A 25,049-nucleotide genomic window follows, 5' to 3' on the forward strand; every position below is an offset into this window, starting at 1 on the left:
GCGCCGGCGCTGTCCGTCGGCCGAGCCCCATGCCATGCTGTTGCGATGACCCGATTGCCCCCCCTTACCTACAGCTATGCGGCCCGGATCGCCTTCGTCGTGGAGCTGGCCGAACATCTGCATGCCTATGGCACCACTGCGCAGCGGGTGGAAGGCGCGGTGATCGGCGTGGCCCAGCAGCTTGGCTTGGAATGCGAGCCCAGGGTATCGCCGACCGGCATGCTGCTGTCTTTCAGCGACCCGCAGTGCCCGCCTGGAGAAAGCGATACCACCCGGGTCCTGCGCATGGGCCTGGGCGAAGTGGATCTGTACAAGCTGAGCGAAGCGGACCGGATTGCCGAAGAAGTACTTGCCGGCGCCCTGGACCTGTCCGAAGGCCATGCCGCGCTGCTTGATCTGGACCGGCGCAGGCCAGGTCGCGGCGGAAAGATCCTGCACGCCCTGGGCTTTGCGCTGATCGCCGCGGGCGTTGCCGGCCTGTGGCGATTGCCATGGCTGGATATCGGCACTGCCGCGGGCATCGGCCTGCTGGTAGGCCTGCTGGACATGCTGACCCGCACCGGTGACCGCCTGAAAGAGGCATTCGAGGCGATCGCCGGGATGGTGGCGGCCGCGGCCGCGATTGCGGTGGCCAGCACGGTGGGCCCGCTCAATCTCAACACGGTGATGATCGCCTCCCTGCTGGTACTGCTGCCCGGTATGGCGCTCACCAACGCGGTGAATGAACTGACCAGCCAGCATCTGGTCTCGGGCACTGCGCGGTTTTCCGGCGCCATTGCCACCGTGCTCAAGCTCACCGTGGGCACCATGATCGCGCTGACCCTGGCCCAGATGATGGGCATCGAGCCGCAGGTGCGTGCCTGGCGTCCGCAGCCCGACTGGGTGGAGTGGGTGGGCCTGGTGGTGGCTGCTGCCGCATTCGCGGTGCTGTTCCGTGCCCGCATGCGCGATGTGCCGCTGGTTATGGCGGCGGCTGCCACCGGTTACCTGATTTCCCGCTACGCGGGCCTGGCGTGGGGTGCTTCGGTCGGGCTGTTCCTGGCGGCACTGGTGGTGACAGCAGCCGGCAACGGGTATGCGCGTTGGGCCAATCGTCCGGGCGCGATCGTGCGGGTGCCGGGGATCATCATGCTGGTGCCTGGAACGGCCAGTCTGCGCGGACTGATGGACCTGATCCAGCAGCAGAACCTGGCGGTGGGCCAGGAGGCGATGATGGCGGTGGTGAACATCATCCTGGCCCTGATCGCCGGCCTGCTGTTTGGCAACCTGATATTGCCGGCGCGCAAGAATCTCTGACCGGCGGGAGCGGCGGAAACAATTTCCTGCAAATGAAAACGCCGGCGGAAAGCCGGCGTTTCACATCACAGGAAAGGCGCCCGATCAATCGATCAGGAAATCTTCCACCTTCTTGCCGGTTCCGATTTCCCGCGTCATCCAGCGCGGCTGCTTGCCACGACCGGTCCAGGTCTCTTCCGGGTTTTCCGGGTTGCGGTACTTGGGCGGTACCTTGCGGCCCTTGGTGGCGGTCCTGCCGGTCTTGCTGGTCTTGCGGGTCGCGGTCTTCCTGGTGGCCACGACGCCGAACAGGTCTTCGATCGTGTAACCCTCGGCTTCCGCCTGGGTGATGAGCCTGTTGCGAACGGTCGCGATGGGCTTGCGCTTTTTGAGGATGACCTTGCGGCGCTTGGCCTGCGTGATCAGGCTTTCAAGTTCTTTCGGGGTCAGATCAGTCAGGTCGATCGCCATTGGGGCGCTCCTTGATATTGGAGGATTATGCGGAAAGCGCGGGGCGCTCACCGCCGGAGCCGCGATGGTAATCGATCAGGTTAATAATTTACAAACCCCCGGCAACGTATTGCACGCTGCCGGGGCGGTATCGGGTTGCCGGTGCAGGGTTCAGGCAATGCGCGCCAGCAGGGCTTCGCGGTCCAGGTTTTCCGAGGCTTCGGCGGTTCGGGCCCTATATTCATAGGTCTGTGCGGCCAGTCCGCGCTCCGATACCACTACCCGGTGCGGAATGCCGATCAGCTCGATATCGGCAAACATGGGCCCAGGCCGCAGGCCGCGATCGTCCAGGACCACATCGATGCCGGCAGCCGCAAGCTCCGCGTAGAGTTCGGCGGCGGCGGCGTTCACCTCGGGATTCTTCTTCGGATTGATGATGCACACCGCCACCTGCCACGGGGCCATCGGCGCGGGCCAGGTGATTCCCGCCTCGTCATGGTTCTGTTCGATCGCCGCGGCAACAATGCGCGATACGCCGATGCCATAGCAGCCCATCCACGGGTGGGCGGTGCTGCCATTCTCGTCCAGCACGGTAAAATCCATCGCCTCGCTGTATTTGCGGCCAAGCTGAAAAATGTGGCCTACCTCGATGCCGCGGGCGATTTTCAGGGTGCCGCCGTCGGCGGCACGATCGCCCGCCAGCACGTTGCGCACATCGGCCACGGTGTCGGGTTCGGGCAGGTCGCGGCCCCAGTTGACTCCGGTCAGGTGATAACCGGCCTCGTTGGCGCCCACTACGAAATCGGCCATGGCGGCCACTTCGCGGTCGGCAATTACCCGGATCCCGGCGCGCGGATTGATCGGGCCGATGAAGCCGGGTTCGCTGCCCAGGTGTTCGATGATTTCCGCCTCGGTAGCCATGCGGTAATCGGCCATCCCGGGGGCCTTGGCCAGTTTCACCGGATTGGCCTCGTGATCGCCACGGACCAGCACCAGCACGAAACCCTCATCAGTCATCGTTGCCAGCGATTTGACGGTGCGCTGCAGGGTTATATCCAGCAGCTCCGCGACCGCCGCGCAGGTTTTCTGTGACGGGGTTTCCACTTTGCGCATTGCTTCCACCGCGGCCGGGCGCGCGCCCGGTTCCGCGGCCGTCGCGGTCTCCACGTTGGCCGCGTAATTGGAGCCATCGGAAAACGCGATGGCGTCCTCGCCCGAATCCGCCATGACGTGGAATTCCTGCGAAGCATCCCCGCCAATGGCGCCCGAATCAGCCTGCACCGCGCGGAAATCCAGCCCGAGGCGGGTGAAGATGCGTGTATAGGCTGCGTGCATATTGAGGTATTCGTCCGCCAGCCCGCTGGCATCGACATGGAACGAATACGCGTCCTTCATCAGGAATTCGCGCGCCCGCATGACCCCGAAGCGCGGCCGGATCTCGTCACGGAACTTGGTCTGGATCTGGTAGAAATTGACCGGCAGCTGCTTGTAGCTGGACAGCTCGTGGCGGGCGAAGTCGGTAATGACTTCCTCGTGGGTCGGGCCCACGCAATACCAGGCCTGCTTGCGGTCCTGGACTTTCAGCAGCTGGCCGCCGAATACCGCCCAGCGGCCGCTCTCCTCCCACAGCTCGCGCGGCTGCACGGCCGGCATCAGCAGTTCGACCGCGCCGGCGGCATCCATTTCCTCGCGCACCACGGCCTCCACCTTGCGCAGCACGCGCAGGCCAAGTGGCGACCAGGTGTACAGACCCGCGGCCAGGCGCCGGATCAGGCCGGAGCGCAGCATCAGCCGGTGGCTGGCGATCTCGGCGTCGGCGGGGACTTCACGGGTGGTATGCAGGTGGAATCGCGACAGGCGCATGGATCGGGCTTCGGCAAAGGAGGGCCCGGCATTGTGCCATGTGGCGTGCGGGGCTCAGTCAGCCCCGTCGGCGTTGCAATAGGCGCGCACTGCGGCCTGGGCCAATTCCAGCTGGCGGCTGCGATCGTCGTCGCTCAGGGCAACGCGTTCGCCGGCGTCATCCTCCTGATAGACCGGGCCTTCGCCCTGCAGGACTTCGATATTGGCCTGCGCGGCGGTGCACTGTGGATTGGCTTCGACCGGGGTGCTGGCGGGCTCCCGGGCGCGCAGGCCGGTACCGGTATCGGTGATCCGGCGCACCTGGTACTCGGTGCCCGCCGGGGGAGGCGCTTCGGAGTAGTGGGTGACGCCACGGGCATCGGTCCACTGGTAGATTTCGCTGGCGCCGGCGGTGGCTGCGGCCAAAAAGAGAATTGCACAGACAATCGCGAGGCGCATGGAAACTCCGGCTGGACTGGGAATGGGCGCGATTGCAGCACTCCCAAGCCGGGGGCGCAAGTCACGTTGCCGAACCGCAAAGACAAGGAAACTGCGGATTCCGGCTCAGAGGTCGGTAAACTGCCGGTATGGACGATCAGCACACCCCGGCCAACCGCCCCCGACCGCGCGGCATCTACCTGCTCCCGAACCTGTTCACCACAGGCGGGCTGTTTGCAGGCTTCTTCGCCATCATCGCCGCCTCCCAGGGACGCTTCGGACCGGCTTGCCTGGCCATTTTCGTGGCTGCGATCCTGGATGGGCTCGATGGGCGCGTGGCGCGCCTGACCAATACCCAGAGCGAATTCGGCGTGCAGTACGACTCGCTGGCCGACCTGATCAGTTTCGGCATGGCGCCGGCGCTGGTGATGTATCACTGGGCGCTGCTGGAGCTGCGCATGGACGGCGTCACCCTGGGCCGGGTGGGCTGGCTGGCGGCGTTCCTGTACGCCGCCTGCGCCGCGCTGCGGCTGGCGCGATTCAACAGCCAGGTGTCGCAGGTGGACAAGCGCTGGTTCGTGGGGCTGGCAAGTCCGGCCGCGGCCGGCTTGATGGCCAGCTTCGTGTGGACCGCGCATTCGCTGGGCATGGGCGGCTATGAAATGCGGTTCGCGGCCGTCGCGATGACGGTGGTTGCCGGACTGTTGATGGTCAGTCGATTCCGCTATTCCAGCTTCAAGGGCAGTGGCAGCGGGCCGCGATCTGACCGGGTGCCGTTCGTGGCGTTGCTGGGTGTCGTTGGCGTGCTGATCGCGCTGTGGATCGACCCGCCCAAGACCCTGCTCGCCGCGTCACTGCTGTACGCCCTGTCCGGGCCGGTCACCTGGCTGTGGCGCCGCTGGAGGCCAGCGGAGGCTGCCGCATGAGCTGGGACGGGCTGCAGCGCGAAACACTGGAAGCGCTGGGCTACTCGCTGTGGCAGCGGATCGATCCGCAGGCAGTTGAGCTGCCGGACGACCCCCTGCTTGACGCTCTGCTGCAGGCCGCGGGGCGTAACCGTGATTCTGCCGATGCCGGTGCGCTGTACCGTTCCTGGCCGCCGCTGACCCAGCTGCGTGATCCCAAGGCAAAGCGTGCCCTGTGGCCCCGCCTTCGGGCGATGCGCGGGCAGCCACCGGCGTGAGCGCCGTGGCTGCCGGGCTGTCGGCCCCGCGTCCGGCAATGCGGCCGATGCGCGAGGCGGACGTCGAGTCCGTCATGGAAATCGAGCTGCGCGCCTATCCCTTCCCCTGGACCGCGGGAATCTTCCGCGACTGCCTGCGCGCCGGCTATCAGGCCTGGGTGCTGCACCAGGCGGAGGGGCTGTGCGGATACGGGGTGGTGAGCGTGGCCGCGGGCGAGGCGCACCTGCTCAATATCTGCGTGGATCCGAAGCTGCAGAGCCACGGACACGGCCGCCGGCTGCTGCACGCGCTGTTGAAGATCGCCCACCAGCAGGGCGCGGAGCGGATGTATCTGGAGGTGCGGCCGTCGAACGTCAACGCGGTGGCGCTCTATCACGATGAAGGCTTCAACGAGATTGGACGCCGTCCGCGCTATTACCCGGATCACGAAGGTCGCGAAGACGCGCTGGTGATGGCGCGCGAGCTGTTCGGCGATTGAGACCTGGTTTACAGCCGCGCGTGCGTCGGGGGCGTAGCCCCGACCTACAGGCGCGCGCGCTGGGCGGTCAGGTTGTCCAGCTGGGCGGTCCAGTCGGCCAGGCGCTTGCGCTCCTGCTCCACCACGGCGGCCGGCACCTTGTCACTGAACTTCGCCAGTTTGGCGCTGCTCTTGTCCTTCTCGGCCGACACCCGGGTGATTTCCTTGTCCAAGCGCACGCACTCGGCGTCCAGATCCACCAGCCCCTCCAGCGGCACAAACAGCTTCAGCTCCCCTGCCAACCCCGTGGCCGAAGGTGGCGGATCACCTTCGACGGTATCGATCCCGTCCAGGCGCAGCAGGAAGCGCAGCTGTGAGTCAAAACGCTGCAGTCGGGTGATGTCGGCGGCGCTGCCACCCTGCACCAGCAGGGGAACCAGCCGGTTCGGGGACACGCCGAGCTCGCTGCGGATCCGGCGCAGCGCGGACACCATCTGCTTGAGCCATTCGACGTCCGCTTCGGCCTGTGCATAGGCGCCGCTGTCAAAGTCGGCTGCCTGCGGGTAGCGCTGCAGGCTGATCGTGTCCGCCTGCATGCCCAGGCGCGGGGCTACGTGGCGCCACAGCTCCTCGGTCACGAACGGGATCAGCGGATGCAGCATCCGCAGCAGCGCTTCCAGCACGCGCAGCAGGGTGCGGCGGGTGCTGTCGGCGGCCGCGGCGTCGGTGCCGTTGAGCGCAGGCTTGGCCAGCTCCAGGAACCAGTCGCAGAACTCGTCCCAGGTGAACTCGTACAGCGCCTGGGCCAGCAGATCGAAGCGGTAGCTGGTGAAGTGCGCCTGGACTTCGGCGGCGGTGGCCGCCACACGCGCCAGAATCCACTTCTCGGCATCGGTCACCGGCTCGTGCGCACCGCCGGCATCCACGCCCTCGGTATTCATCAGCACGAAGCGGGTGGCGTTCCACAGCTTGTTGCAGAAGTTCCTGTAGCCGTCGGCGCGGCCCAGATCGAACTTGATGTCGCGCCCCGGACCGGCCAGCGCGGCCATGGTGAAGCGCAGCGGATCGGCGCCGTGGGCATCGATGCCGTCGGGAAATTCCTTGCGGGTGGCCTTGTCGATCCGGGTCAGCATCTGCGGCTGCATCAGGCCGGTGGTGCGCTTGGCCACCAGCGCGTCCAGATTGATCCCGTCGATGATGTCCAGCGGATCGAGGATGTTGCCCTTGGACTTGGACATCTTCTGCCCGTCGCGGTCGCGCACCAGGCCGGTGATGTAGACATCGCGGAACGGCACCTGGCCGGTCAGCCGGTCGGTCACCATGATCATCCGGGCGACCCAGAAGAAGATGATGTCAAAGCCGGTCACCAGCACGCTGGAGGGCATGAAGTCATCAAAGCCGCGCTCGGCCATGGCGGCCTCGTCCGGCCAGCCCATGGTGCTGAAGGGCCAGAGCGCGGAGGAGAACCAGGTTTCCAGCACGTCGCTGTCCTGGCGCAACGTCACGTCGGCAGCCAGACCGGCGCGGACGCGCGCATCGGCTTCGTCGCGGCCCACGTAGGCGTTGCCTTCATCGTCGAACCAGGCAGGAATACGGTGCCCCCACCACAGCTGGCGGCTGATGGTCCAGTCCTGGATGTTGCCCAGCCAGTGGCGGTAGGTGTTGATCCAGTTCGGCGGCACGAATTTCACCGCGCCCGGCTTGCCGTCCACGCCTTCCACCAGTTCCAGGCCGCGCTTGCCCATCTCGTCCATGCGCACGAACCACTGGTCGGTCAGGTACGGCTCGATCACCTGGCCGCTGCGGTCGCCGCGCGGCACCTGCAGCCGGTGCGGCTTTGTCTCGACCAGCAGGTCTTCTGCTTCCAGGTCCGCGAGCACCGCCTTGCGGGCATCGAAACGATCCAGACCGCGGTATTTTTCCGGCGCTTCGTCGTTGATGCACGCGGTGGCGGTGAAGATGTTGATCAGCGGCAGATCGTGCCGCTGGCCCACCGCGTTGTCGTTGAAGTCGTGCGCGGGGGTCACCTTGACCACGCCGGTGCCGAAATCGGGATCGACGTAATCGTCGGCGATCACCGGGATCTCGCGCCCGGTGAGCGGCAGGGTGACCGCCTTGCCGATCAGGCCGGCATAGCGCGGGTCCTCGGGATGCACCATCACCGCGCTGTCGCCGAGCATGGTTTCCGGGCGGGTGGTGGCCACCACCAGGTAGTCGCGGGTCTCGCGCAGTACTTCGTTGCCGTCGGCGTCGTGCTCGATGTGCTCGTAGCTGGCGCCGCCGGCCAGCGGATAGCGGATCGACCACAGGTGGCCGTTTTCTTCCTCGCTCACCACTTCCAGGTCCGACACCGCGGTCTGCAGCACCGGATCCCAGTTGACCAGGCGCTTGCCGCGGTAGATCAGGCCGTCCTCGTGCAGGCGCACGAACGCTTCCACCACGGCGGCCGAGGGGCCATCGTCCATGGTGAACACCTTGCGCGACCAGTCGCCGGACACGCCCATGCGGCGCATCTGCCGCTCGATGGTGTCACCGGACTGCTGCTTCCACTCCCAGACCTTTTCGATGAAGCCGTCGCGGCCCAGCGAGTCGCGGGTTTCGCCCTTGCCTTCGGCGGCGAGGTTGCGGGTCACCACCATCTCGGTGGCGATGCCGGCGTGGTCGCTGCCCATCTGCCACAGGGTGCGGTAGCCGCGCATGCGGTGATAGCGCACCAGCGCGTCCTGCAGGGTGTGCTGGAACGCGTGGCCCATGTGCAGGGTGCCGGTGACGTTGGGCGGCGGCAGCAGAATCGTGTACGCGGGGCCGTCACCGCGCGGCGCGAACGCGCCCGATGACTCCCACTCGGCGTACAGGCGGGATTCGAAGCTGCCGGGGTTGTAACTGGGGGCCAGGGACATGGTCTGCTGCTCTCACATATCGTGCTTGGTTACCTGCAGCCCGCGGGCCCGGTATTGTTTCCAGCGCTCGCGCAGGGGCTCGCGTGCGGCAGGGTCGGCGGGTACCACTTCCAGCACCCGGTCGAAGCCGCCTTCCACCGCCGCATCGCGCAGGTTGAGCACCAGCGGGCGCATCGGCGCGTCGTACTCCGGGCTGGCGATCAGCACCGGGGTTTCACCGTCTTCATCCGGGTCGAGCCCGGCGATCTGGTGCGGGATGAAGGCGTCATCGCCCATGTCCCACAGCAGATCGTCCAGCAGCTCGGCCTGGGTGCGATCGCGTGCCAGCACCAGGGTGGGCAGGTTGGCGGCGTGCGCCTTGCGTACCAGCTCACACACCAGACGCAGCGGTTCGTCGAGGAACCGCGGCTTGGCGATCAGGTAGAAGTCGGCGCGCACTGCCAGGGCTCAGGTGCGGTCCAGCAGCCACTGGCTGAGCAGGCCGACCGGACGACCGGAAGCCATGCCCATCTTGCCGTCGCCGCTGGCGCTGCCGGCGATGTCGATGTGTGCCCAGCGCTGGCCTTCGGTGAAGCGCGACAGGAAACAGCCGGCGGTGATCGCGCCCGCCCAGCGTCCGCCGATGTTGTAGATGTCGGCGAAGTTGGAATCGAGCATCGACTGGTATTCGTCCCACAGCGGCAGGCGCCAGGCGCGGTCGAACACGGTTTCACCGGCGGCCAGCAGCTCGTTGGCCAGGTCGTCGTGTTTGCTCATCAGGCCCGAAGCCTGGCGGCCCAGCGCCACCATGCAGGCGCCGGTGAGGGTGGCCACGTCGACCAGCGCCTCGGGCTCGAAGCGCTCGGCGTAGGTGAGCGCATCGCACAGGATCAGGCGGCCTTCGGCGTCGGTGTTGCCCACTTCGATCGTTTTGCCGGACATGCTGGTGATGACGTCGGACGGGCGGTAGCTGTCGCCGTCGATCGCGTTCTCCACCGCCGGCACCACTACGCGCAGGTTGATCGGCAGCTCCAGGCCCACCGCAGAGACGAACGTGCCCAGCACCGTGGCGGCGCCGCACATGTCGAACTTCATCTCCTCGATGCCGCCCTGGGTCTTGAGGTTGATCCCGCCGGTATCGAAGGTGATGCCCTTGCCGACCAGCACGTAGGGCTTGGCATCGCCACCGTTGTTCCATTCCAGCACGATCAGGCGCGGGCGGTTGGCCGAGCCGCGCGCCACCGACAGCAGCGAGCCCATGCCGAGCGCTTCCATCTGCGCTTCTTCCAGCACCGTGCAGTCGGCCTTTTCAAAGCGCGCGGCAAAGTCGCGGGCCTGGTCGGCCAGGTAGGCCGGGTTGCAGATGTTCGGCGGCAGGTTGCCCAGCTCGCGGGCAAACCGGACGCCTGCGGCGATCGCCTTGCCCTGGGCCAGGGCCTGGGCGTCGTCGCCGGCCACGGCCACCGAGCTCAGACCGGTGTGATCGCGCTTCCTGTTCTTCTCGCCCAGGGTCGCGGTGTAGCGATAGGCCGCGTGATCGGTGGTGATCACCGCCTGGCGGATATTCCAGGCTGCGTCGCGGTCCTTCACCAGCACTTCGGTCAGGGTCAGCAGTGCGGACTCGGTGGCGCCGGTCTTGAGCTTGCTTGCGGCGGTGGCGATCGCCTGCTGGTAGCGCGCGGCGTCAAACCGGTCGCGCTCGCCCAGGCCAACCACCAGCACCCGCGGCGCGGTGATGCCATCGAGCTCGTGCAGCAGCACGGCGCTGCCCGGCTTGCCGGGCAGGTCGCCACGGCCGGCCAGGCGCGACAGACGGCCACCGCTGGCCTCGTCCAGCACCGCGGCGGCGGGGGTGAGGGCCTTGTCGGCGAAGATACCCACCACAACGCAGCCGGTATCGGCGGTCGCGGCAGGAGCATGGTTCAGGGTGAATTCCAGGGTCATCAACGAGATTCCGTGTCCAGTTCCTTACAATCGGACAATCCACGCGCGGATCCGGCTGTGCGGATCGGCCAGCGTGCGCCTTTTCAGGCGGCGTGGAAGCGTGCTGCAAAGAACAAAAATGAATCCCCAAGTCTAAAGCAAGCAATCTTTTGATGCCCAAACTCGACAGCTATCTGTTCCGCGAATTCGCCCAGGCCACCTTTGCCGTGATGGTGGTGCTGATGGTGGTCAGCCTGGGCGGCGTGTTTGCCGATGTGCTGGGCAATATCGCCCGGGGCCGGGTGCCGGCGGGGATGATGCTGAGCCAACTCGGACTGCAGGTGCTCAATTACCTGCCGCTGATCCTGCCGCTGGGTCTGCTGCTGGGACTGCTGCTGTCGGTGGGCAGGCTGTACCGGGATTCGGAAATGCCGGTGCTCACCGCGACCGGCGTGGGGCCGCGGCGGCTGCTGCGACCGGTGCTGATGCTGATCGTGCCGATGGTGCTGCTGGTGGCGGTGTGCTCGATGTGGCTGGGGCCCTGGGCGCGTGACTATTCCGCGCGCATGGTGGAAGCCGGCAGCCGCAGCATGATGGTGGCCGGGCTGGAGGCGGGCCGGTTCGTGGAGATTCCCGGCGGCGGCGGCGTGGTCTACGTGGGCGGGATGTCCGGCGATGGCACGGAAATGGCGCGGGTGTTCGTCTATCAGCAGGACGGTGGGCGCATGGACGTGACCACTTCGACCACCGGGCGCCTGAACGTCGAGCCCGACGGCGAGCGCTATCTGGTCCTTGATGATGGTTTCCGCGTGGAAGGCCCGCAGGAAGAAGGGCTGGATTTCCGCCTGATGCGATTTGCCAGCAACGAGCTGCGCCTGCCTCCTGCCGACCACAGCCGGGATGAGGAAGATCCGGAGCTGATGCCCACCCTGACGCTGCTTGGTGACGAACGCCCCGAGGCGCGCGCGGAGCTGCATTTCCGCATCGCACCGCCGCTGCTGGCGCTGGGCTTTGGCCTGCTGGCGGTGCCGCTGGCGCGCAGCCCGCCGCGACAATCACGCTACGGCCGCACCATGCTGGCTTTCCTCGGGTATTTCGTTGGTGTGAACCTGATGATCCTGGGCCAGGATTGGCTGGCCGAAGGCACTATTCCGCTGGCGCTGGGACTGTGGTGGCTGGTGCTGCCGGTGCTGGCGCTGGGGCTGTGGATGTACTTTGACGACGGGCGCCTGCGCAGGTTTCCCGCTTTACGCAGGGCACGGAGGCGCAAGGCATGAGGATGTTGCCGAAGATCCACGACCTGTACGTGGCGCGCGTGGTCCTGACCACCGTCGTGCTCACCTGGGCCGTGCTGACCGGGCTGGACCTGCTGATCAGCGGCCTGCTGGCGGAGATCGATGACATCGGCGAAGGCGACTACGGCTTCGTGCATGCGCTCACCTATGTCATCTACACCCTGCCGCGCCGGGCCTACATGATGTTCCCGACGGGTGCGGTGATCGGCACGCTGATGGGCCTGGGCGTGCTTGCCGCCAGCTCGGAGCTGACCGCGCTGCGGGCGGTGGGGCTGTCGCGCAAGCGGCTGAGCGCATCGGTGGCGGTGCCGCTGCTGCTGATCACCGTGGTGATGCTCATCAACGCCGAAACCCTGGCGCCGTGGGCCCAGCGCAGCGCGGACAACATGAAGGCGGCGGCCAAATCCAGCGACCTGATCGTGGCCCGCTATTCGGGCCTGTGGGCCCGAGAGGGCGATACCTTCCTCAACGCCCAGGGCGGCGAGGAGCGGCGCGAGGGCGACCGCCAGTGGCTGGAGCTGAGCGACGTGCGCCTGTTTGAATTCGACGAGGAAGGCCGGCTGGCGTCGGTGGCCAAGGCGGCCAGTGCTGCCCATGATGGCGACGGCTGGCTGCTCCAGGGCGTGCGCCGGGTGTGGTTCGAGGAGCGTTCGGTCTCGGAGACCGAGGTGATGGAGGAGCGCTGGACCTCGCAGCTGGATGCGGCCGCGCTGGCCACCGCCAGCAACCTGTGGCGACCACGCTACCAGAGCACGTCGGACCTTCGCCGGGGCATCGATTACCGCCAGCGCAACGGGCTGGATGCCAGCGAGTACGAGGAGCATTACTGGGGCCGCTGGTTCTATCCGTTCAACGTGCTGGCGCTGTGCCTGGCGGCGATCCCGTTCGCATTCGGCAGCCTGCGCAGCGGCGGGCAGGGCCGCAGACTGTTTATCGGGGTGGTGTTCGGACTCGGGTTCTGGCTGCTGCAGAACCAGTTCGTGCGCCTGGCGGGCGTGTACCAGTTCGATTTCCGCATCGCCTACCTGGTGCCGCCGGTGCTGATGCTGACGATCTCGTTCCTGCTGTTCCGGCGTCGCAGCGGCTGATGTCGTGCGCTGGCCCGCCTGGGTGGCGGGTCAGTCGATGCCCAGCTTCTTGAGCTTGTAGCGCAGGGCGCGGAAGGTGATGCCCAGCGCGGCGGCGGTCCTGGTCTTGTTGTAGCGGTTTTCCTGCAGCGCCTGCTGGATGGCCGCACGCTCGATTTCCTCGATATACGAGGGCAGGGCGCTGGAGGCGGTGTCATAGGGGCTCAGGCGGGAGGGATCCATGCCGTGGTCGATGGCGGCAGGCTGCGCGGGGCGCGGCTCGTGCCGGGGCAGCTGCAGGTCTTCCACCTCGATCACATCGCCGTCGGCCAAGGCCATGGCGCGTTCGAGGATGTTCTCCAGCTCGCGCACGTTGCCGGGGAATCCGTATTCCTCCAGCGCAGCGGATGCTTCGGGCGAGAGCTGGGGCACGCCCCGGTTCATGGTCAGGGCCAGGCGCTGCAGGATGGCGGTGGACAGCAGCGGCAGGTCGCCGGTGCGCTCGCGCAGCGGCGGCACGTGCAGGCCGATCACGTTGATGCGGTAGTACAGGTCGTGGCGGAAGCTGCCGTTTTCGACCAGCGCGGCCAGGTCCTTGTGGGTGGCCGAGAGGATGCGCACATCCACGTCCAGTTCGGCCTGGGCGCCGACCGGGCGAATCTTCTTTTCCTGGATCGCGCGCAGCAGCTTGACCTGCATCGACAGCGGCAGTTCGGCCACTTCGTCCAGGAACAGGGTGCCGTCGTTGGCACTCTGGAACAGGCCGGGTTTGTCGGCGTGGGCGCCGGTGAAGCTGCCCTTCCTGTGGCCAAAGAACTCGCTTTCCATCAATTCGTTGGGAATCGCGCCGCAGTTGACCGGCACGAATGGGCCGGCTGCGCGCGGGCCCTGGGCATGGATCGTGCGCGCCACCAGCTCCTTGCCGGTGCCGGATTCGCCGCTGATATGCACCGGCGCCTGGCTGCGGGCGACCTTGGCGATGGTACGGCGCAGGGTGATCATCGCTTCGGACTCACCGAACAGGCGGTTGGCCTCGGTCGGCTGCTGCTGGGTGGTGTGTGACAGGTCCAGCGCCTGGCGCACAAGGCCGCGCAGCATGTGCACATCGACCGGCTTGCTGACAAAGTCGAACGCGCCGGCCTTGAGCGCTTCCACCGCAGCCTCGACGTTGCCATAGGCGGTGATCATGGCCACGGGCGTGTCGGGGAAACCGGTGGCGATCTCGGTCACCAGCTCCAGTCCCGAGCCGTCCGGCAGGCGCATGTCAGTCAGGCACAGGTCGTACTTGTTGGCGCTGAGCAATTGCCGGGCGGCGGTGAGGTTGGCCGCTGTATCGGTGCGCAGGCCCATGCGTCCCAGGGTCAGGACCAGCAGCTCGCGGATATCATGCTCGTCATCGACGATCAGAACGCTGCTGTTTTCACGCATGGAGGGGCCTGGAAGTGCGAAACCGGTCTCCATTGTGCCTCGCGGCAGGACTAAAGTAACGGAACAGCGGCGAAAACTGCCCTTTTCCGACTGTTTCAGCGGGCCGGGTCTGCCAGAAGCGGGTTGCGCCCTGCCAGGGTGATCCGGAAGCAGGCGCCGCCGCCCGGTATCGCGACATAGTCCAGACTGGCCCCGTTGGACCGGCTCAGTTCGCGGGCGATGTACAGCCCCAGGCCCGTGCCGTGCTCGGAAGTGGTGAAGAACGGTCGACCCAGCTGGGCGGCGATGGCGTCGGGCACGCCCGGCCCGCGATCCAGCACCTCGACCACCGGCCGCCCATCGCGCTCGTCCACGGCGATGGTGACCCGGGCGGCTTCACCCGGCAGGCGGCCGTAATTGATGGCGTTCTGCACCAGGATGGTAAGGATCTGCTGCAGGTGGCCGGGATCAAACACCCCGATCAGCGGCTTGTGGCGATCGTTGACCTGCAGCACGCCGTTTTCCGGCGTCATGGTGCGGGAAAATTCGTCCACGAAGCGCCGCGCGAAGGCCGTCAGTTCGAGCTGCTCGCCCATGGCGCGCTCGCGCCGCGCCAGGCCCAGCACGCTTTCCACGATGCCGTTGGTGCGCTGGCACTGGTGGTGGATGATTTCCAGCAGGCGCCGGTCGGTATCGGGCAGGCTGGTGGACTCTTCCAGCAGCTGCACGGCGTAGTTGATCGCCGCCAGCGGATTGCGGATCTCATGGGCGAGGCTGGCCGAAAAGCGGCCCATGGCGGAGAGGGTCAGCGATTCCGCCCGGCGCGAAACCAGCGAGGCGTCGTCCAGGAAAACCAGCACGGTGTCACTGTCGTTGAGCAGGCGGGTGAAGCGCGGCTGCACTTCCAGCCGTTCGGCGCCGTAGCTCATTGGCGTGTCGTCCAGGGCGCCGGTGCGCAGCCACTCATGGAGCCGCTCGCCCAGTTCGGGCGACAGCTCGGACAGCGGGCGCCCTTCCAGGCTCTGCTCGGTTTCCCCGTACAGCTGCAGGGCGGCCTCGTTGGCCAGGCGCACCCGCCGGATCGCATCCACCATCAGTACGCCGGTGCGCATGCGGCGGATGATCAATTCGTTGATCCCGGCCAGGTTCTCCGCCTCCGCGCCGCGCCGGTCGGCCAGGTCCTGGCTGGTGCGCAGGCGCTCACCGAGCAGGAAGGTCAGGGTCACCATGGCGAAAAAGCTGAAGCTGAACATCAGCAGCTCGGCCAGCGGGCGATCGGCCGGGATGCCGTCCAGCCGGCTCCACAGGAATTGCGCCACCAGCGTTGCGACGGCGAAGGCGGCCACCGCCAGCCCGGCCTGCAGGCGCAGGAACAGGGCCGCGGCCCCGAGGTTGAACACCAGCATCAGCGCAATGCCAGGCCCTGCCTCCGGGATGGCATGGGTCACCAGGAAAGCCACGACGATGTCGGTGCAGACCCCCACCAGGGCCACCTCCGACATGCGCGTATCGGTGCGCAGCGACCAGAACAGCAGCAGCAGCGAGGCGGGCACGTAGGCCAGGCACGCCGCGGTAGCCAGCGCGATGTTGCGCGGCTCGCCGCTCAATACTTCCCAGGGTCCGAACACCACCAGGGCCAGCAGGCTGGCCTCCAGCAGGCGGTACAGCGCGAACAGGTACAGCTCGCGGCGCAGGACAAGCTGGGTATAGGCGGGCGGGGCAAAAATCGAGGGCAAGCGCTGCAGCCGTCAGGATCCAGAGGCCGAGTATAGGCTTCGCCGCGGAGGCCTCCGGCAGCGCCGGCAAGAGAGGTTTTGCCCGCGCCAGCCGCATCGGCGAGAATAGTGGGCCGGACGCGCGCTGCATGCGCGGTGCGGCGCCCCGGGTCCGTGCGGACCTGCGGGGCGCAATTGACCCCTCCCACGCATGGATCCCACATGAATTTCCACGAATACCAGGCAAAACAGCTGTTTGCCGATTACGGCATCGCAGTTCCCGCGGGGCGCATTGCGCGCTCTCCCGAAGAGGCCGTCGAGGCCGCCAAGGCCATCCCCGGCAATCTGTGGGTGGTCAAGGCGCAGATCCACGCAGGTGGCCGCGGCAAGGCCGGCGGCGTGAAGCTGGCCAAGACCCACGACGAAGTGCGCGAGTACGCCAAGGCGATGCTCGGCACGAAGATGGCGACCTACCAGACCGCCGGGGTCGAGCTGCCTATCGATTCGGTGTTGATCTCCGAAGGCACCGATATCGCCAAGGAGCTGTACCTGTCGGTGCTGGTGGACCGTTCGACCCAGTCGATCACCTTCATCGCTTCCAGCGAAGGTGGCATGGACATCGAGCAGGTGGCCGCCGAGACGCCTGAAAAAATCCAGACCCTCAACGTCAACTACATCCAGGGCCTGCAGCCGTACCAGTGCCGCGACCTGGGCTTCGCCCTGGGCCTGAACGCCAAGCAGGTGGGCCAGCTGTCGAAGATCATGATGGGCCTGTACAAGCTGTTCAACGAGAAGGACCTGGCGCTGGTTGAACTGAACCCGCTGGCCATCCTCACCGACGGCAGCCTGGCCGTGCTTGACGGCAAGGTGGACTCGGACGACAACGCCGCCTACCGCCATCCGGACCTGGTCGCCATGCGCGACATCCGTCAGGAAGACGAGACCGAGGTCGCCGCCAGCCAGCACGACCTGAACTACGTGACCATGGACGGCAACATCGGCTGCATGGTCAACGGCGCGGGCCTGGCCATGGCCACCATGGACGTGATCCAGCTGGAGGGCGGCTCACCGGCCAACTTCCTGGACGTTGGCGGCGGCGCCACCAAGGAGCGCGTGACCGAGGCGTTCAAGCTGATCCTGTCGTCGGACGATGTGAAGGCGATCTTCGTCAACATCTTCGGCGGCATCGTGCGCTGCGACATGATCGCCGAGGGCATCATTGCCGCGGTCAAGGAAGTTGACGTCAAGGTGCCGGTGATCGTGCGCCTGGAAGGCACGAACGTGGACGCCGGCAAGGAGATGCTGAAGAACTCCGGCCTGGCAATCACCTCCGCCGACGACATCAACGACGGTGCCCGCAAGGCCGTCGCCGCAGCCAAGGCTGCTTGACCGAATTCCAAGGATCCTGACGAAATGAGCGTTCTCGTAAACAAAAGCACCAAGGTGATCGTGCAGGGCTTTACCGGCCAGCAGGGCACCTTCCACGCCGAGCAGATGCTCGAGTACGGCACCAAGGTTGTCGGCGGCGTGACCCCGGGCAAGGGCGGTACCGAACACCTGGGCCTGCCGGTGTTCAACACCGTGATCGATGCGGTCGAGGAAACCGGCGCCAACGCCTCGGTGATCTACGTGCCGCCACCGTTCGCGGCCGACGCCATCCTGGAAGCCGCTGAAGCCGGTATCCAGGTGATCGTGTGCATCACCGAAGGCATCCCGGTGCTGGACATGCTGCGGGTCAAGCAGACCCTGAACATGACCTACCCGGACACCGTGCTGGTGGGTCCGAACTGCCCCGGCATCATCACCCCGGGCGAGTGCAAGATCGGCATCATGCCGGGCCACATCCACCAGGCCGGCAAGGTGGCCATCGTGTCGCGCTCGGGCACGCTGACCTATGAAGCCGTGAAGCAGACCACCGACGCGGGCCTGGGCCAGTCGACGGTGATCGGCATCGGCGGCGACCCGATCCACGGCCTGAACTTCATCGACTGCCTGAAGCTGTTCCAGGACGACGAGCAGACCGAGGGCATCATCATGGTCGGCGAAATCGGCGGCAGCGCCGAGGAAGAAGCGGCCGAGTTCATCGCCGAGCACGTGACCAAGCCGGTGGTCGGCTTCATCGCCGGCGCCAGCGCCCCTCCGGGCAAGCGCATGGGCCACGCCGGTGCGATCGCATCGGGCGGCTCGGGCACGGCCGAAGGCAAGTTCGCCGCGCTGGAAAAGGCCGGCGTGACCACGGTCAAGTCGCCTGGCGACCTCGGCCCGGCGATCGCCAAGCTGCTCAACGGCTGATCACCCGTAACCAGTGCGCCAACAGGAAGGCCGCCCAATGGGCGGCCTTCTTTTTTTTGGATGTGACATCCGTTGGACGCGGGGGCCCGAGTTGTAGGAGCGCGTCTTACGCGCGAAGCCGCGTGACGCCAGGGGCGCGGCGTGGCTTCGGCCGCAGCGTCTTTGCCGACACCTCGCGGTGAAGCCGGGATTCACGCGGCTTCGCGCGCATGGCGCGCTCCTACCGGAGCTTGGCGGCTTTGCGCAGCTCTTCGGCGCGATCGGTCTTCTCCCACGAGAAGGCGGTCGCGGTTTCCGAGCGCTTTTCCACCTGGCCGTTTACCGTTTCTTCCCAGCGGTAGGTGTGCTGGTAGGGCTTGCGGCCGAAGTGGCCGTAGGCGGCCGTGGGCTGGTAGATCGGATGGATCAGGTCGAGCATGGTCACGATGCCGTACGGGCGCAGGTCGAAGTGGGCGCGGATCAGCTTCTCGATCTGCGCGTCCGGGATCCTGCCGGTGCCGAAGGTGGTGACCGAGATGGAGGTGGGCTCGGCCACGCCGATCGCGTAGCTCACCTGCACCTCGCACTTGTCGGCCAGGCCGGCGGCCACCACGTTCTTGGCCACGTAGCGCGCGGCATAGGCGGCCGAACGGTCAACCTTGGACGGATCCTTGCCGGAGAACGCACCGCCACCGTGGCGGGCCATGCCGCCATAGGTGTCGACGATGATCTTGCGCCCGGTCAGGCCGGCGTCGCCCACCGGGCCGCCAATCTCGAACTTGCCGGTCGGGTTGATGTGCAGCGCCTTCTTCGGCAGCGCGTCCAGCCATGCCTTGGGCAGCACTGGCTTGAGGATGTGCTCGCGCACGCCTTCCACCAGGTCCTTCTGCTTCACGCCCGGGGCATGCTGGGTGGACAGCACCACAGCGTCCAGGCCGACGATCTCGTTGCCGTCATAGCGCAGGGTGACCTGGCTCTTGGCGTCCGGACGCAGCCACGGCAGCGGCGAGTTGCGCTTCTTGCGCACCTTGGCCTGCTGCTCGACCAGGCGGTGGCTGTAGTAGATCGGCGCCGGCATGTATTCGGGCGCCTCGTTGCAGGCGTAACCGAACATCAGGCCCTGGTCGCCGGCACCCTGCTGTTCCGGGTTCTTGCGATCGACGCCCTGGGCAATGTGCTGGGACTGCTTGCCGATCAGGTTGAGCACGCCACAGGTGTCGCCGTCGAAGCCGACGTCGGAGCTGTCATAGCCGATATCGGTGATGACCTTGCGCACCAGCGCCTCCAGATCCACCCACGCCGAGGTCGTGACCTCGCCGGCGACGATGGCCACGCCGGTCTTGATCAGGGTCTCGCAGGCGACGCGCGCGCCTTTGTCCTGGGCCAGCATCGCGTCCAGGACGGCGTCTGAAATCTGGTCGGCGACCTTGTCCGGGTGGCCTTCGGACACCGACTCAGAGGTGAAGAGGTAGCTCGACATCGGCTGTATCCCTGTATTCGGATGGAAAGATGGCCGCGAATGATACTCCGCGCGTCCCTGCTTTGCATGATTGCCTGCTGATTGGAAGGCGGCGTTAAACTGCGGCTCACCTGATCCGGCAAAGACAACGATGGCACAGATGGAAAACAGCGGCGTACCAATCGAAGAAGACGACCTGGCAGCGCTTGAAACGCTCGCCGAAGGCTGGGCGATGGAGCATGGCGGCATGCCGCTGGAGGCGCTGGACGGCTTGTTTTCCGCGCTGATGGTTGGTCCCGCGCCGGCCGCGGGACCGCAGGATTACCTGCCGCTGGCGATGGGCGATGCGCGCCTGGGCGGCGCAGCCCAGCAGCAGGCCCATGCGTTGCTGGCCCAGCTGTGGAGCCACGTGAAGTGGCGGGTCGCGCAGCCGCTTGCCGATGAGGACGATGAATCGGACGAGGCGATGCAGCGCGATTTCGAGCTGCTGCCCTTCCTCGGGCTTCCCGCCCCGGAAGATGGCGAGCTGGGGCCGGACGATGACCCGCTGGCCTCTGTGCCGCAGGACTTTCCACTGGGTGCGCTGTGGGCGTCAGGCTTCCTCCAGGGTGTTGCCCTGCGCGCCAAAGGCTGGTCGGCGTGGGCCGCGGACGATGAGGATCTGGCCCGCGATCTTGAAGACCTGGCCCGCCTGACCCTGATCGATCCGGTCCAGGCTGGCGAACTGGGCATGGATTGGGAGGCCCGGTTCGACTTTGATGACCGCTGGGACCTGCTTTCTTCCGTTCCCGGCCTGTTGCAGGACCTGCATCTTGCGCAGTTGCAGGAAGCGCAGGTGCCGGTGCGGGGCAATGCGCAGCCCGGTCGCAACGATCCCTGCCCCTGCGGCAGCGGTCAGAAATGGAAGAAGTGCTGCGGCGCCAGCGTGCATTGATCCGGCCGCCGCGGGTGCCGCCCTACATTTAAACGATGGATTCCCTGACCCAGATATTGCTTGGCGCATCGGTGGCCGGCGCGATGGTGCCGGCCACCCATCGCCGGGCGGCGATGGGTGCGGGCGCGGTGCTGGGCACGCTGCCCGATCTGGATACGCTGCCCCTGCTGTTGCTGACCGACAACCCGATCGCCCTGATGACGTTGCATCGGGGCGTCAGCCATTCGCTGCTGGTGCTGCCGCTGGTGGCATGGGCGATCTGGTGGTTCTTCCGCCGCCGGGGTGGTCGCGTGGCACTGGCGCCCGGACGCTGGTTTTTGGCCATCCTGCTGGCCCTGGTGACCCATCCACTGCTGGATGCGTTCACCGTCTACGGCACCCAGTTGCTGTGGCCGCTGCCGATGCGGCCGGTGATGTGGTCAACGGTGTTCATCATCGATCCCGCCTATTCGCTGTGGCTGCTGCTGGGCAGCGCGCTGGCGCTGTACGCAGGGCCACGCGCGCTGGGACAGCGGGCGCTGGTGCTGGGTCTGGCCTTGAGTACGGTGTATCTCGGCTGGTCGCTGCTGGCCAAAGGCATGGTGGAACGCGAAGCCGAGCGCTCACTGGCGGCGATCGGCCTGCAGGATGCGCCGCGGTTCTCCGTGCCGATGCCGCTCAACACGCTGCTGTGGCGGGTGGTGGCGCTGACCCCGGAGGGCTTCGTTGAAGGCGAGCGCTCGCTGGTCGCCGACAGCGGCCCGATCACCTTCCACCATTACCCCTCCGACAACAGCGCGCTGGCGGCCGCCGCCGGGCTTGCCGATGTCCAGCGACTGGCGTGGTTCAACCATGGCTTCATGAAGGCGCGGGTTGAAGATGACCGTCTGCTGCTGAGCGACCTGCGCATGGGGGCCGAGCCGGACTACAGCTTCACCTTCATCGTTGCCGAGCGCGATGGCGGCGATTGGCGCGTCATCGACCCCGAACAGCTGCCCATGCAGCTGCCACAGGGAGGGCTCGCCGGGCTGTGGGAGCGGATCTGGAATGCCCCGGACACATCCGATCCCGCGATGGCGCGGAACGTGCAGACGCCGCCGGAAGCTCAGGCAGCCGCCGACAGTCCCGGAGCGACTCCGGCCGCCAGCGCGTCGAAATAGTCGCGGGTCAGGCGGATCTGCGCGTCCGCGGTTTCGGCCTGGTTGACCACCGCGCGGAAGGCACGGTTCTCCGGGCGGTCCTTGGCATACCAGCCCAGGTGCTTGCGGGCGATCCGGACGCCGGAATGTTCTCCGTAGAAGGTGTGCAGGGCCTGCAGGTGCCCGATCAGCACGTCGCGCACTTCCGGCAATGATGGCTCGGGCAGGTGTTCGCCGGTGGCCAGGTAATGGGCGATCCCGCGGAAGATCCACGGCCGGCCCTGGGCGGCGCGGCCAATCATCAGCGCGTCGGCGCCGGTGGCACGCAGCACGTGGGCGGCCTTTTCCGCCGAGTCGATGTCGCCATTGGCGATCACCGGGATGGAAAGGTCCTGCTTGATCGCGGCAATGGTGGCGTATTCGGCCTCGCCCTTGTAGTGCTGGTCGCGGGTGCGTCCGTGCACCGCCAAGGCGGCGATGCCGCTGTCCTGGGCGATGCGGGCGATCCGCGGCGCGTTGCGATGCTCCGCATCCCATCCGGTACGGATCTTCAGCGTCACCGGCACATCCACGGCGGCCACCACGGCCTCCAGGATGCTGGCCACCAGCGCCTCATCGCGCATCAGCGCCGAACCGGCCCAGGCGCTGCACACCTTCTTGGCCGGACAGCCCATGTTGATGTCGATGATCTGCGCGCCCTGATCGGCGTTGTGCCGGGCCGCATCCGCCATCACCTGCGGCACGGTGCCAGCGATCTGCACGCTTACCGGATCCGGTTCGCCGGCGTGGTCCATGCGTCGCAGGGATTTCTCCGTATGCCACAGGCTCGGATCGCTGGTGGTCATTTCCGACACCGCCAGCCCGGCGCCCAGCTGCTTGCACAGCTGCCGGAACGGCTTGTCGGTGACCCCCGCCATCGGCGCGAGGATCAGCCGGGGTGCAATGCGGTGGCTTCCAATCTGCATGGTGGAATTGTCGCCGATCCCGCTGCGCGCCGCCGGCCGTGATCTGGAAAGCCGCGGGCCGTAGAGGTCCGGTCAGTTGGCGTGGATCTGGAAGCGTTGCCGCACCTGCCCAGCCGTAGGCATGGAGGCTGCGGCGCCAGCGCACTCCGTGGACAGGGCCGCGAAACAGGCGGCAAAGCGCACGTGGCGGGCAAACGGCTGCCCGTCGCCGCTGGCCAGTCCCGCGGCCAGCGATCCGTTGAAAGCGTCACCGGCACCGGTGGTGTCCACGGTGGCGACGCGCTCGGCCGGCACCCGGTAGTGGCTGTCGACGTCGCCGAGCAAGCGGTCCGGCGGATGCGAAACGAAAGCGCCCATCTCGCCCAGGGTCACCACCACGCTGCCATGCGGCAGCAGGGCCCGGCACAGGGCATGCAGGGCCTCGGGCTGCAGCCCGGCGATGCTGGTCGGATCAACCGCGCCATGGCTGTGGGCCTGCAGCAGGGCGGAGAACTCGGTTTCGTTGGGGGTGATGAGGTCGGAAGCGGCCAGAAGTTCTGCGCCCACCGGGGCATTGGCGGGCGCCGGGTTGAGCATGGCCATGCCGCCACCTGCGCGGACCGACTGCAGGGCCGCGAGTATCGACGCGGGCGGGGATTCAAGCTGGGCAAGTACCACGCGCGCGGCACGCAGAGCAGCTTCCTGCGCTTGTACAAATGCCGCATCCAGCGCGGCGTTGGCGCCCGGGCCGATCACGATCGAGTTGCGACCCGCGGCATCGGTATAGATTCCGGCGGTGCCGGTGGGCGCGTCGGCCAGCAGCACGTGCAGGTCGATCCCGTCGGTTGCAGCCAATTCCCTGGCCAAGGCCCCGCCGGCATCGTCGCCCAGGGCGCAGATGAAGCTGGTTTCCGCCCCTGCGCGTCGCGCCGCCACCGCCTGGTTGAACCCCTTGCCGCCTGGTCCGGTGGCGTATTCACCGGCCAGGGTCTCGCCCGGCCGCGGCAGGCGCGGCGCATGCCAGACGTGATCGACATTGAAGGAGCCGACGACGGCGACGCGGGCGCTGCTCATGGAATCAGGCAAGCTCAGGCCAGATTGGTCAGAACGCCGGCAATGGTGGCGGTCATCATGGTCACGATGGAGCCGCCGAGCACCGCGCGCAGACCTAACTTGGCCAGCTCGGCGCGGCGGGTGGGCGCGATGCCGCCAATGCCACCGATCTGGATCGCGATCGAGCTGAAGTTGGCGAAGCCGCACAGCGCGTAGGTGGCGATCAGGGTTCCCTGCGGCCCCAGGCTCACGCCATCCACGTTGCCGCGGATGATCTCGCTCAGCTGCACGTAGGCGACAAATTCGTTGAGCACCACTTTCGTGCCGATCAGCCCGCCCACGGTGGAGGCCTCCTGCCACGGCACGCCGATGACCCAGGCCAGCGGCGACAGCAGGACACCCAGCAGCGCGGACAGGTCGGTTGGCCGACCCAGCAGTTCCTCCAGACCGGTGGCCTGTCCCAGCCACACCAGCGGCCAGTTGAACAGGGCAATCAGGGCAATGAACGCCAGCAGCATCGCGCCCACGTTCAAGGCCAGCTTCAGGCCCTCGGCGGCGCCGGTGGCGGCGGCGTCGATCACGTTTGCGGTGCTGTGCTCCACCTCGACCCGCACCGAACCCATGGTCAATGGGGTTTCGGTTTCGGGCTTGAGGATCTTGGCGATCACGATGGTGGCCGGTGCCGCCATCACGCTGGCGGTGATCAGGTGGCGGGCGAAGTAGGCCTGCTGCACCGGGTCGTCCCCGCCGAGCAGGATCACGAAGGCGCCCAGCACCCCGCCGGCGATGGTGGCCATGCCCGACACCATCACGGTGAGCAGCTCGGACTGGGTCATCTGCGGCACGTAGGGGCGGATCACCAGCGGCGCTTCGGTCTGGCCGACAAACGTGTTGGCACTCACCGCCAGCGTCTCCGCGCCGGACACCCGCATCAGCCGGGTCATGCCCCAGGACATGGCCTCCACGATCTTCTGCATGATGCCCACGTGGTAGAGCACGCTCATCAGGCTGGCGAAGAAGATGATCGTGGGCAGCACCTGGAAGGCGAAAATGAAGCCGAAGCGCGAGGTGTCGGTGAAATCACCGAAGATGAAGCTGGCACCCTCGCCGGTGAACGCCAGCAGGCCGACGAAGCCGCGGGAAATCGCCCCGATCACCGCGCCGAAGTAGGGCGCTGTCAGTACCGTGGCCAGTGCGGCGACCGGCAGGGCGGTGGTTGTGATGCGCTCCACCCGCTCGGGAGCGCCACCAGTACGGCGGGTGATGGATGCCATCACGATCAGCAGCGCGGTGATCACCCAGCCCGCAACCGCCAGCCGCGGCAGCCACTGCAACAGC

21 protein-coding genes and 1 pseudogene are annotated in these 25,049 nt (G+C 66.9%); 10 read left to right on the forward strand and 12 right to left on the reverse strand.

The window, feature by feature from the left end; all coding sequences use genetic code 11:
- Positions 1-45: 45 nt before the first annotated feature.
- Positions 46-1,296 carry a threonine/serine exporter family protein gene (locus WCE59_RS09330; protein ID WP_343258482.1) on the forward strand — a complete coding sequence of 417 codons (1,251 nt, stop codon included), beginning with the start codon at positions 46-48 and terminating at the stop codon, positions 1,294-1,296.
- An 84-nt stretch (positions 1,297-1,380) separates the two neighbouring features.
- Here the strand turns inward: WCE59_RS09330 and WCE59_RS09335 are convergent, their stop codons facing one another.
- From WCE59_RS09335 to WCE59_RS09345, 3 genes are all read right to left on the reverse strand, one after another.
- Positions 1,381-1,746 carry an H-NS histone family protein gene (locus WCE59_RS09335; RefSeq protein WP_343258483.1) on the reverse strand — a complete coding sequence of 122 codons (366 nt, stop codon included), beginning with the start codon at positions 1,744-1,746 and terminating at the stop codon, positions 1,381-1,383.
- A 150-nt stretch (positions 1,747-1,896) separates the two neighbouring features.
- Positions 1,897-3,588: a proline--tRNA ligase gene (locus WCE59_RS09340; protein WP_343258484.1), complete on the reverse strand. Its 1,692-nt coding sequence runs from the start codon at positions 3,586-3,588 to the stop codon at positions 1,897-1,899.
- A 54-nt stretch (positions 3,589-3,642) separates the two neighbouring features.
- A complete protein-coding gene (locus WCE59_RS09345) occupies positions 3,643-4,026 on the reverse strand; it encodes a DUF4124 domain-containing protein (protein ID WP_343258485.1) in 384 nt (127 codons plus the stop codon).
- Between the two features lie 128 nt (positions 4,027-4,154).
- Between WCE59_RS09345 and pssA the strand changes: the two genes are divergently transcribed.
- From pssA to rimI, 3 genes are read left to right on the forward strand one after another with little or no spacing between them, the layout of a single operon-like run.
- Positions 4,155-4,931, forward strand: coding sequence for a CDP-diacylglycerol--serine O-phosphatidyltransferase (gene pssA, locus WCE59_RS09350; RefSeq protein WP_343258486.1), 777 nt, complete (start codon positions 4,155-4,157; stop codon positions 4,929-4,931).
- Positions 4,928-5,188: a hypothetical protein gene (locus WCE59_RS09355; RefSeq protein WP_343258487.1), complete on the forward strand. Its 261-nt coding sequence runs from the start codon at positions 4,928-4,930 to the stop codon at positions 5,186-5,188. Before pssA ends, WCE59_RS09355 begins: the two co-directional genes overlap by 4 nt.
- 38 nt (positions 5,189-5,226) lie before the next feature.
- Positions 5,227-5,667: a ribosomal protein S18-alanine N-acetyltransferase gene (gene rimI / locus WCE59_RS09360; RefSeq protein ID WP_343258540.1), complete on the forward strand. Its 441-nt coding sequence runs from the start codon at positions 5,227-5,229 to the stop codon at positions 5,665-5,667.
- Positions 5,668-5,711: 44 nt separating this feature from the next.
- Here rimI and WCE59_RS09365 read toward each other — a convergent pair whose 3' ends face one another.
- Genes WCE59_RS09365 through WCE59_RS09375 form a run of 3 tightly spaced genes read right to left on the reverse strand, consistent with a single transcriptional unit; the run spans position 5,712 to position 10,469 of the window.
- Complete coding sequence (locus tag WCE59_RS09365) at positions 5,712-8,546, reverse strand: valine--tRNA ligase (RefSeq protein WP_343258488.1); 2,835 nt, start codon at positions 8,544-8,546, stop codon at positions 5,712-5,714.
- Between the two features lie 12 nt (positions 8,547-8,558).
- Positions 8,559-8,984: a DNA polymerase III subunit chi gene (locus WCE59_RS09370; RefSeq protein WP_343258489.1), complete on the reverse strand. Its 426-nt coding sequence runs from the start codon at positions 8,982-8,984 to the stop codon at positions 8,559-8,561.
- Between the two features lie 9 nt (positions 8,985-8,993).
- Complete coding sequence (locus tag WCE59_RS09375; RefSeq protein WP_343258490.1) at positions 8,994-10,469, reverse strand: leucyl aminopeptidase; 1,476 nt, start codon at positions 10,467-10,469, stop codon at positions 8,994-8,996.
- Between the two features lie 152 nt (positions 10,470-10,621).
- On the opposite strand from WCE59_RS09375, the gene lptF reads away from it, so the two are divergent.
- Both lptF and lptG read left to right on the forward strand, forming a co-directional pair.
- Positions 10,622-11,725: an LPS export ABC transporter permease LptF gene (gene lptF / locus WCE59_RS09380; protein ID WP_343258491.1), complete on the forward strand. Its 1,104-nt coding sequence runs from the start codon at positions 10,622-10,624 to the stop codon at positions 11,723-11,725.
- The gene (gene lptG, locus WCE59_RS09385) at positions 11,722-12,831 is read left to right on the forward strand and encodes an LPS export ABC transporter permease LptG (RefSeq protein ID WP_343258492.1); all 1,110 of its coding nucleotides are present in this window, start codon (positions 11,722-11,724) and stop codon (positions 12,829-12,831) included. The genes lptF and lptG overlap by 4 nt, the downstream gene beginning before the upstream one ends.
- 30 nt (positions 12,832-12,861) lie before the next feature.
- Here the strand turns inward: lptG and WCE59_RS09390 are convergent, their stop codons facing one another.
- Positions 12,862-14,238 carry a sigma-54-dependent transcriptional regulator gene (locus WCE59_RS09390; RefSeq protein WP_343258493.1) on the reverse strand — a complete coding sequence of 459 codons (1,377 nt, stop codon included), beginning with the start codon at positions 14,236-14,238 and terminating at the stop codon, positions 12,862-12,864.
- A gap of 95 nt (positions 14,239-14,333) precedes the next feature.
- A complete protein-coding gene (locus WCE59_RS09395; RefSeq protein ID WP_343258494.1) occupies positions 14,334-15,953 on the reverse strand; it encodes a sensor histidine kinase in 1,620 nt (539 codons plus the stop codon).
- A gap of 201 nt (positions 15,954-16,154) precedes the next feature.
- Here WCE59_RS09395 and sucC point away from each other — a divergent pair, with 201 nt between their 5' ends.
- Both sucC and sucD read left to right on the forward strand, forming a co-directional pair.
- Positions 16,155-17,321: an ADP-forming succinate--CoA ligase subunit beta gene (gene sucC, locus WCE59_RS09400; protein ID WP_343258495.1), complete on the forward strand. Its 1,167-nt coding sequence runs from the start codon at positions 16,155-16,157 to the stop codon at positions 17,319-17,321.
- Positions 17,322-17,345: 24 nt separating this feature from the next.
- Positions 17,346-18,224, forward strand: coding sequence for a succinate--CoA ligase subunit alpha (gene sucD / locus WCE59_RS09405; protein ID WP_343258496.1), 879 nt, complete (start codon positions 17,346-17,348; stop codon positions 18,222-18,224).
- Between the two features lie 220 nt (positions 18,225-18,444).
- Here the strand turns inward: sucD and metK are convergent, their stop codons facing one another.
- Positions 18,445-19,683, reverse strand: coding sequence for a methionine adenosyltransferase (gene metK, locus WCE59_RS09410; protein ID WP_343258497.1), 1,239 nt, complete (start codon positions 19,681-19,683; stop codon positions 18,445-18,447).
- 130 nt (positions 19,684-19,813) lie between these two features.
- On the opposite strand from metK, the gene WCE59_RS09415 reads away from it, so the two are divergent.
- Positions 19,814-20,596, forward strand: coding sequence for a UPF0149 family protein (locus tag WCE59_RS09415; protein ID WP_343258498.1), 783 nt, complete (start codon positions 19,814-19,816; stop codon positions 20,594-20,596).
- 35 nt (positions 20,597-20,631) lie between these two features.
- Positions 20,632-21,735, forward strand: a complete 1,104-nt coding sequence (locus WCE59_RS09420; protein WP_343258499.1) for a metal-dependent hydrolase — start codon at positions 20,632-20,634, stop codon at positions 21,733-21,735.
- On the opposite strand, the gene dusB is transcribed toward WCE59_RS09420, so the two are convergent.
- The 3 genes and pseudogenes from dusB to WCE59_RS09435 all read right to left on the reverse strand — a co-directional run.
- Positions 21,681-22,679 carry a tRNA dihydrouridine synthase DusB gene (gene dusB / locus WCE59_RS09425; RefSeq protein ID WP_343258500.1) on the reverse strand — a complete coding sequence of 333 codons (999 nt, stop codon included), beginning with the start codon at positions 22,677-22,679 and terminating at the stop codon, positions 21,681-21,683. The two genes, WCE59_RS09420 and dusB, sit on opposite strands and share 55 nt — an antisense overlap.
- Before the next feature lie 72 nt (positions 22,680-22,751).
- Positions 22,752-23,732 carry a ribokinase gene (locus WCE59_RS09430; RefSeq protein WP_343258501.1) on the reverse strand — a complete coding sequence of 327 codons (981 nt, stop codon included), beginning with the start codon at positions 23,730-23,732 and terminating at the stop codon, positions 22,752-22,754.
- Between the two features lie 14 nt (positions 23,733-23,746).
- Positions 23,747-24,931 (reverse strand): annotated as a pseudogene (locus WCE59_RS09435) (NupC/NupG family nucleoside CNT transporter); the annotation flags it as partial.
- Between the last annotated feature and the right edge of the window lie 118 nt (positions 24,932-25,049).

The organism is Luteimonas qiangzhengi (assembly GCF_039548515.1).
In the GTDB taxonomy this organism is placed as follows: Bacteria; Pseudomonadota; Gammaproteobacteria; order Xanthomonadales; family Xanthomonadaceae; genus Luteimonas.

Coding starts and splice junctions, on each gene's coding strand:
- WCE59_RS09330 (WP_343258482.1), top strand. CDS start 46: ATGACCCGATTGCCCCCCCTTACCTACAGCTATGCGGCCCGGATCGCC.
- WCE59_RS09430 (WP_343258501.1), bottom strand. CDS start 23,732: ATGAGCAGCGCCCGCGTCGCCGTCGTCGGCTCCTTCAATGTCGATCAC.
- metK (WP_343258497.1), bottom strand. CDS start 19,683: ATGTCGAGCTACCTCTTCACCTCTGAGTCGGTGTCCGAAGGCCACCCG.
- WCE59_RS09335 (WP_343258483.1), bottom strand. CDS start 1,746: ATGGCGATCGACCTGACTGATCTGACCCCGAAAGAACTTGAAAGCCTG.
- sucD (WP_343258496.1), top strand. CDS start 17,346: ATGAGCGTTCTCGTAAACAAAAGCACCAAGGTGATCGTGCAGGGCTTT.
- WCE59_RS09375 (WP_343258490.1), bottom strand. CDS start 10,469: ATGACCCTGGAATTCACCCTGAACCATGCTCCTGCCGCGACCGCCGAT.
- WCE59_RS09365 (WP_343258488.1), bottom strand. CDS start 8,546: ATGTCCCTGGCCCCCAGTTACAACCCCGGCAGCTTCGAATCCCGCCTG.
- pssA (WP_343258486.1), top strand. CDS start 4,155: ATGGACGATCAGCACACCCCGGCCAACCGCCCCCGACCGCGCGGCATC.
- sucC (WP_343258495.1), top strand. CDS start 16,155: ATGAATTTCCACGAATACCAGGCAAAACAGCTGTTTGCCGATTACGGC.
- WCE59_RS09340 (WP_343258484.1), bottom strand. CDS start 3,588: ATGCGCCTGTCGCGATTCCACCTGCATACCACCCGTGAAGTCCCCGCC.
- WCE59_RS09355 (WP_343258487.1), top strand. CDS start 4,928: ATGAGCTGGGACGGGCTGCAGCGCGAAACACTGGAAGCGCTGGGCTAC.
- WCE59_RS09390 (WP_343258493.1), bottom strand. CDS start 14,238: ATGCGTGAAAACAGCAGCGTTCTGATCGTCGATGACGAGCATGATATC.
- WCE59_RS09415 (WP_343258498.1), top strand. CDS start 19,814: ATGGCACAGATGGAAAACAGCGGCGTACCAATCGAAGAAGACGACCTG.
- WCE59_RS09420 (WP_343258499.1), top strand. CDS start 20,632: ATGGATTCCCTGACCCAGATATTGCTTGGCGCATCGGTGGCCGGCGCG.
- dusB (WP_343258500.1), bottom strand. CDS start 22,679: ATGCAGATTGGAAGCCACCGCATTGCACCCCGGCTGATCCTCGCGCCG.
- rimI (WP_343258540.1), top strand. CDS start 5,227: ATGCGGCCGATGCGCGAGGCGGACGTCGAGTCCGTCATGGAAATCGAG.
- lptG (WP_343258492.1), top strand. CDS start 11,722: ATGAGGATGTTGCCGAAGATCCACGACCTGTACGTGGCGCGCGTGGTC.
- lptF (WP_343258491.1), top strand. CDS start 10,622: ATGCCCAAACTCGACAGCTATCTGTTCCGCGAATTCGCCCAGGCCACC.
- WCE59_RS09345 (WP_343258485.1), bottom strand. CDS start 4,026: ATGCGCCTCGCGATTGTCTGTGCAATTCTCTTTTTGGCCGCAGCCACC.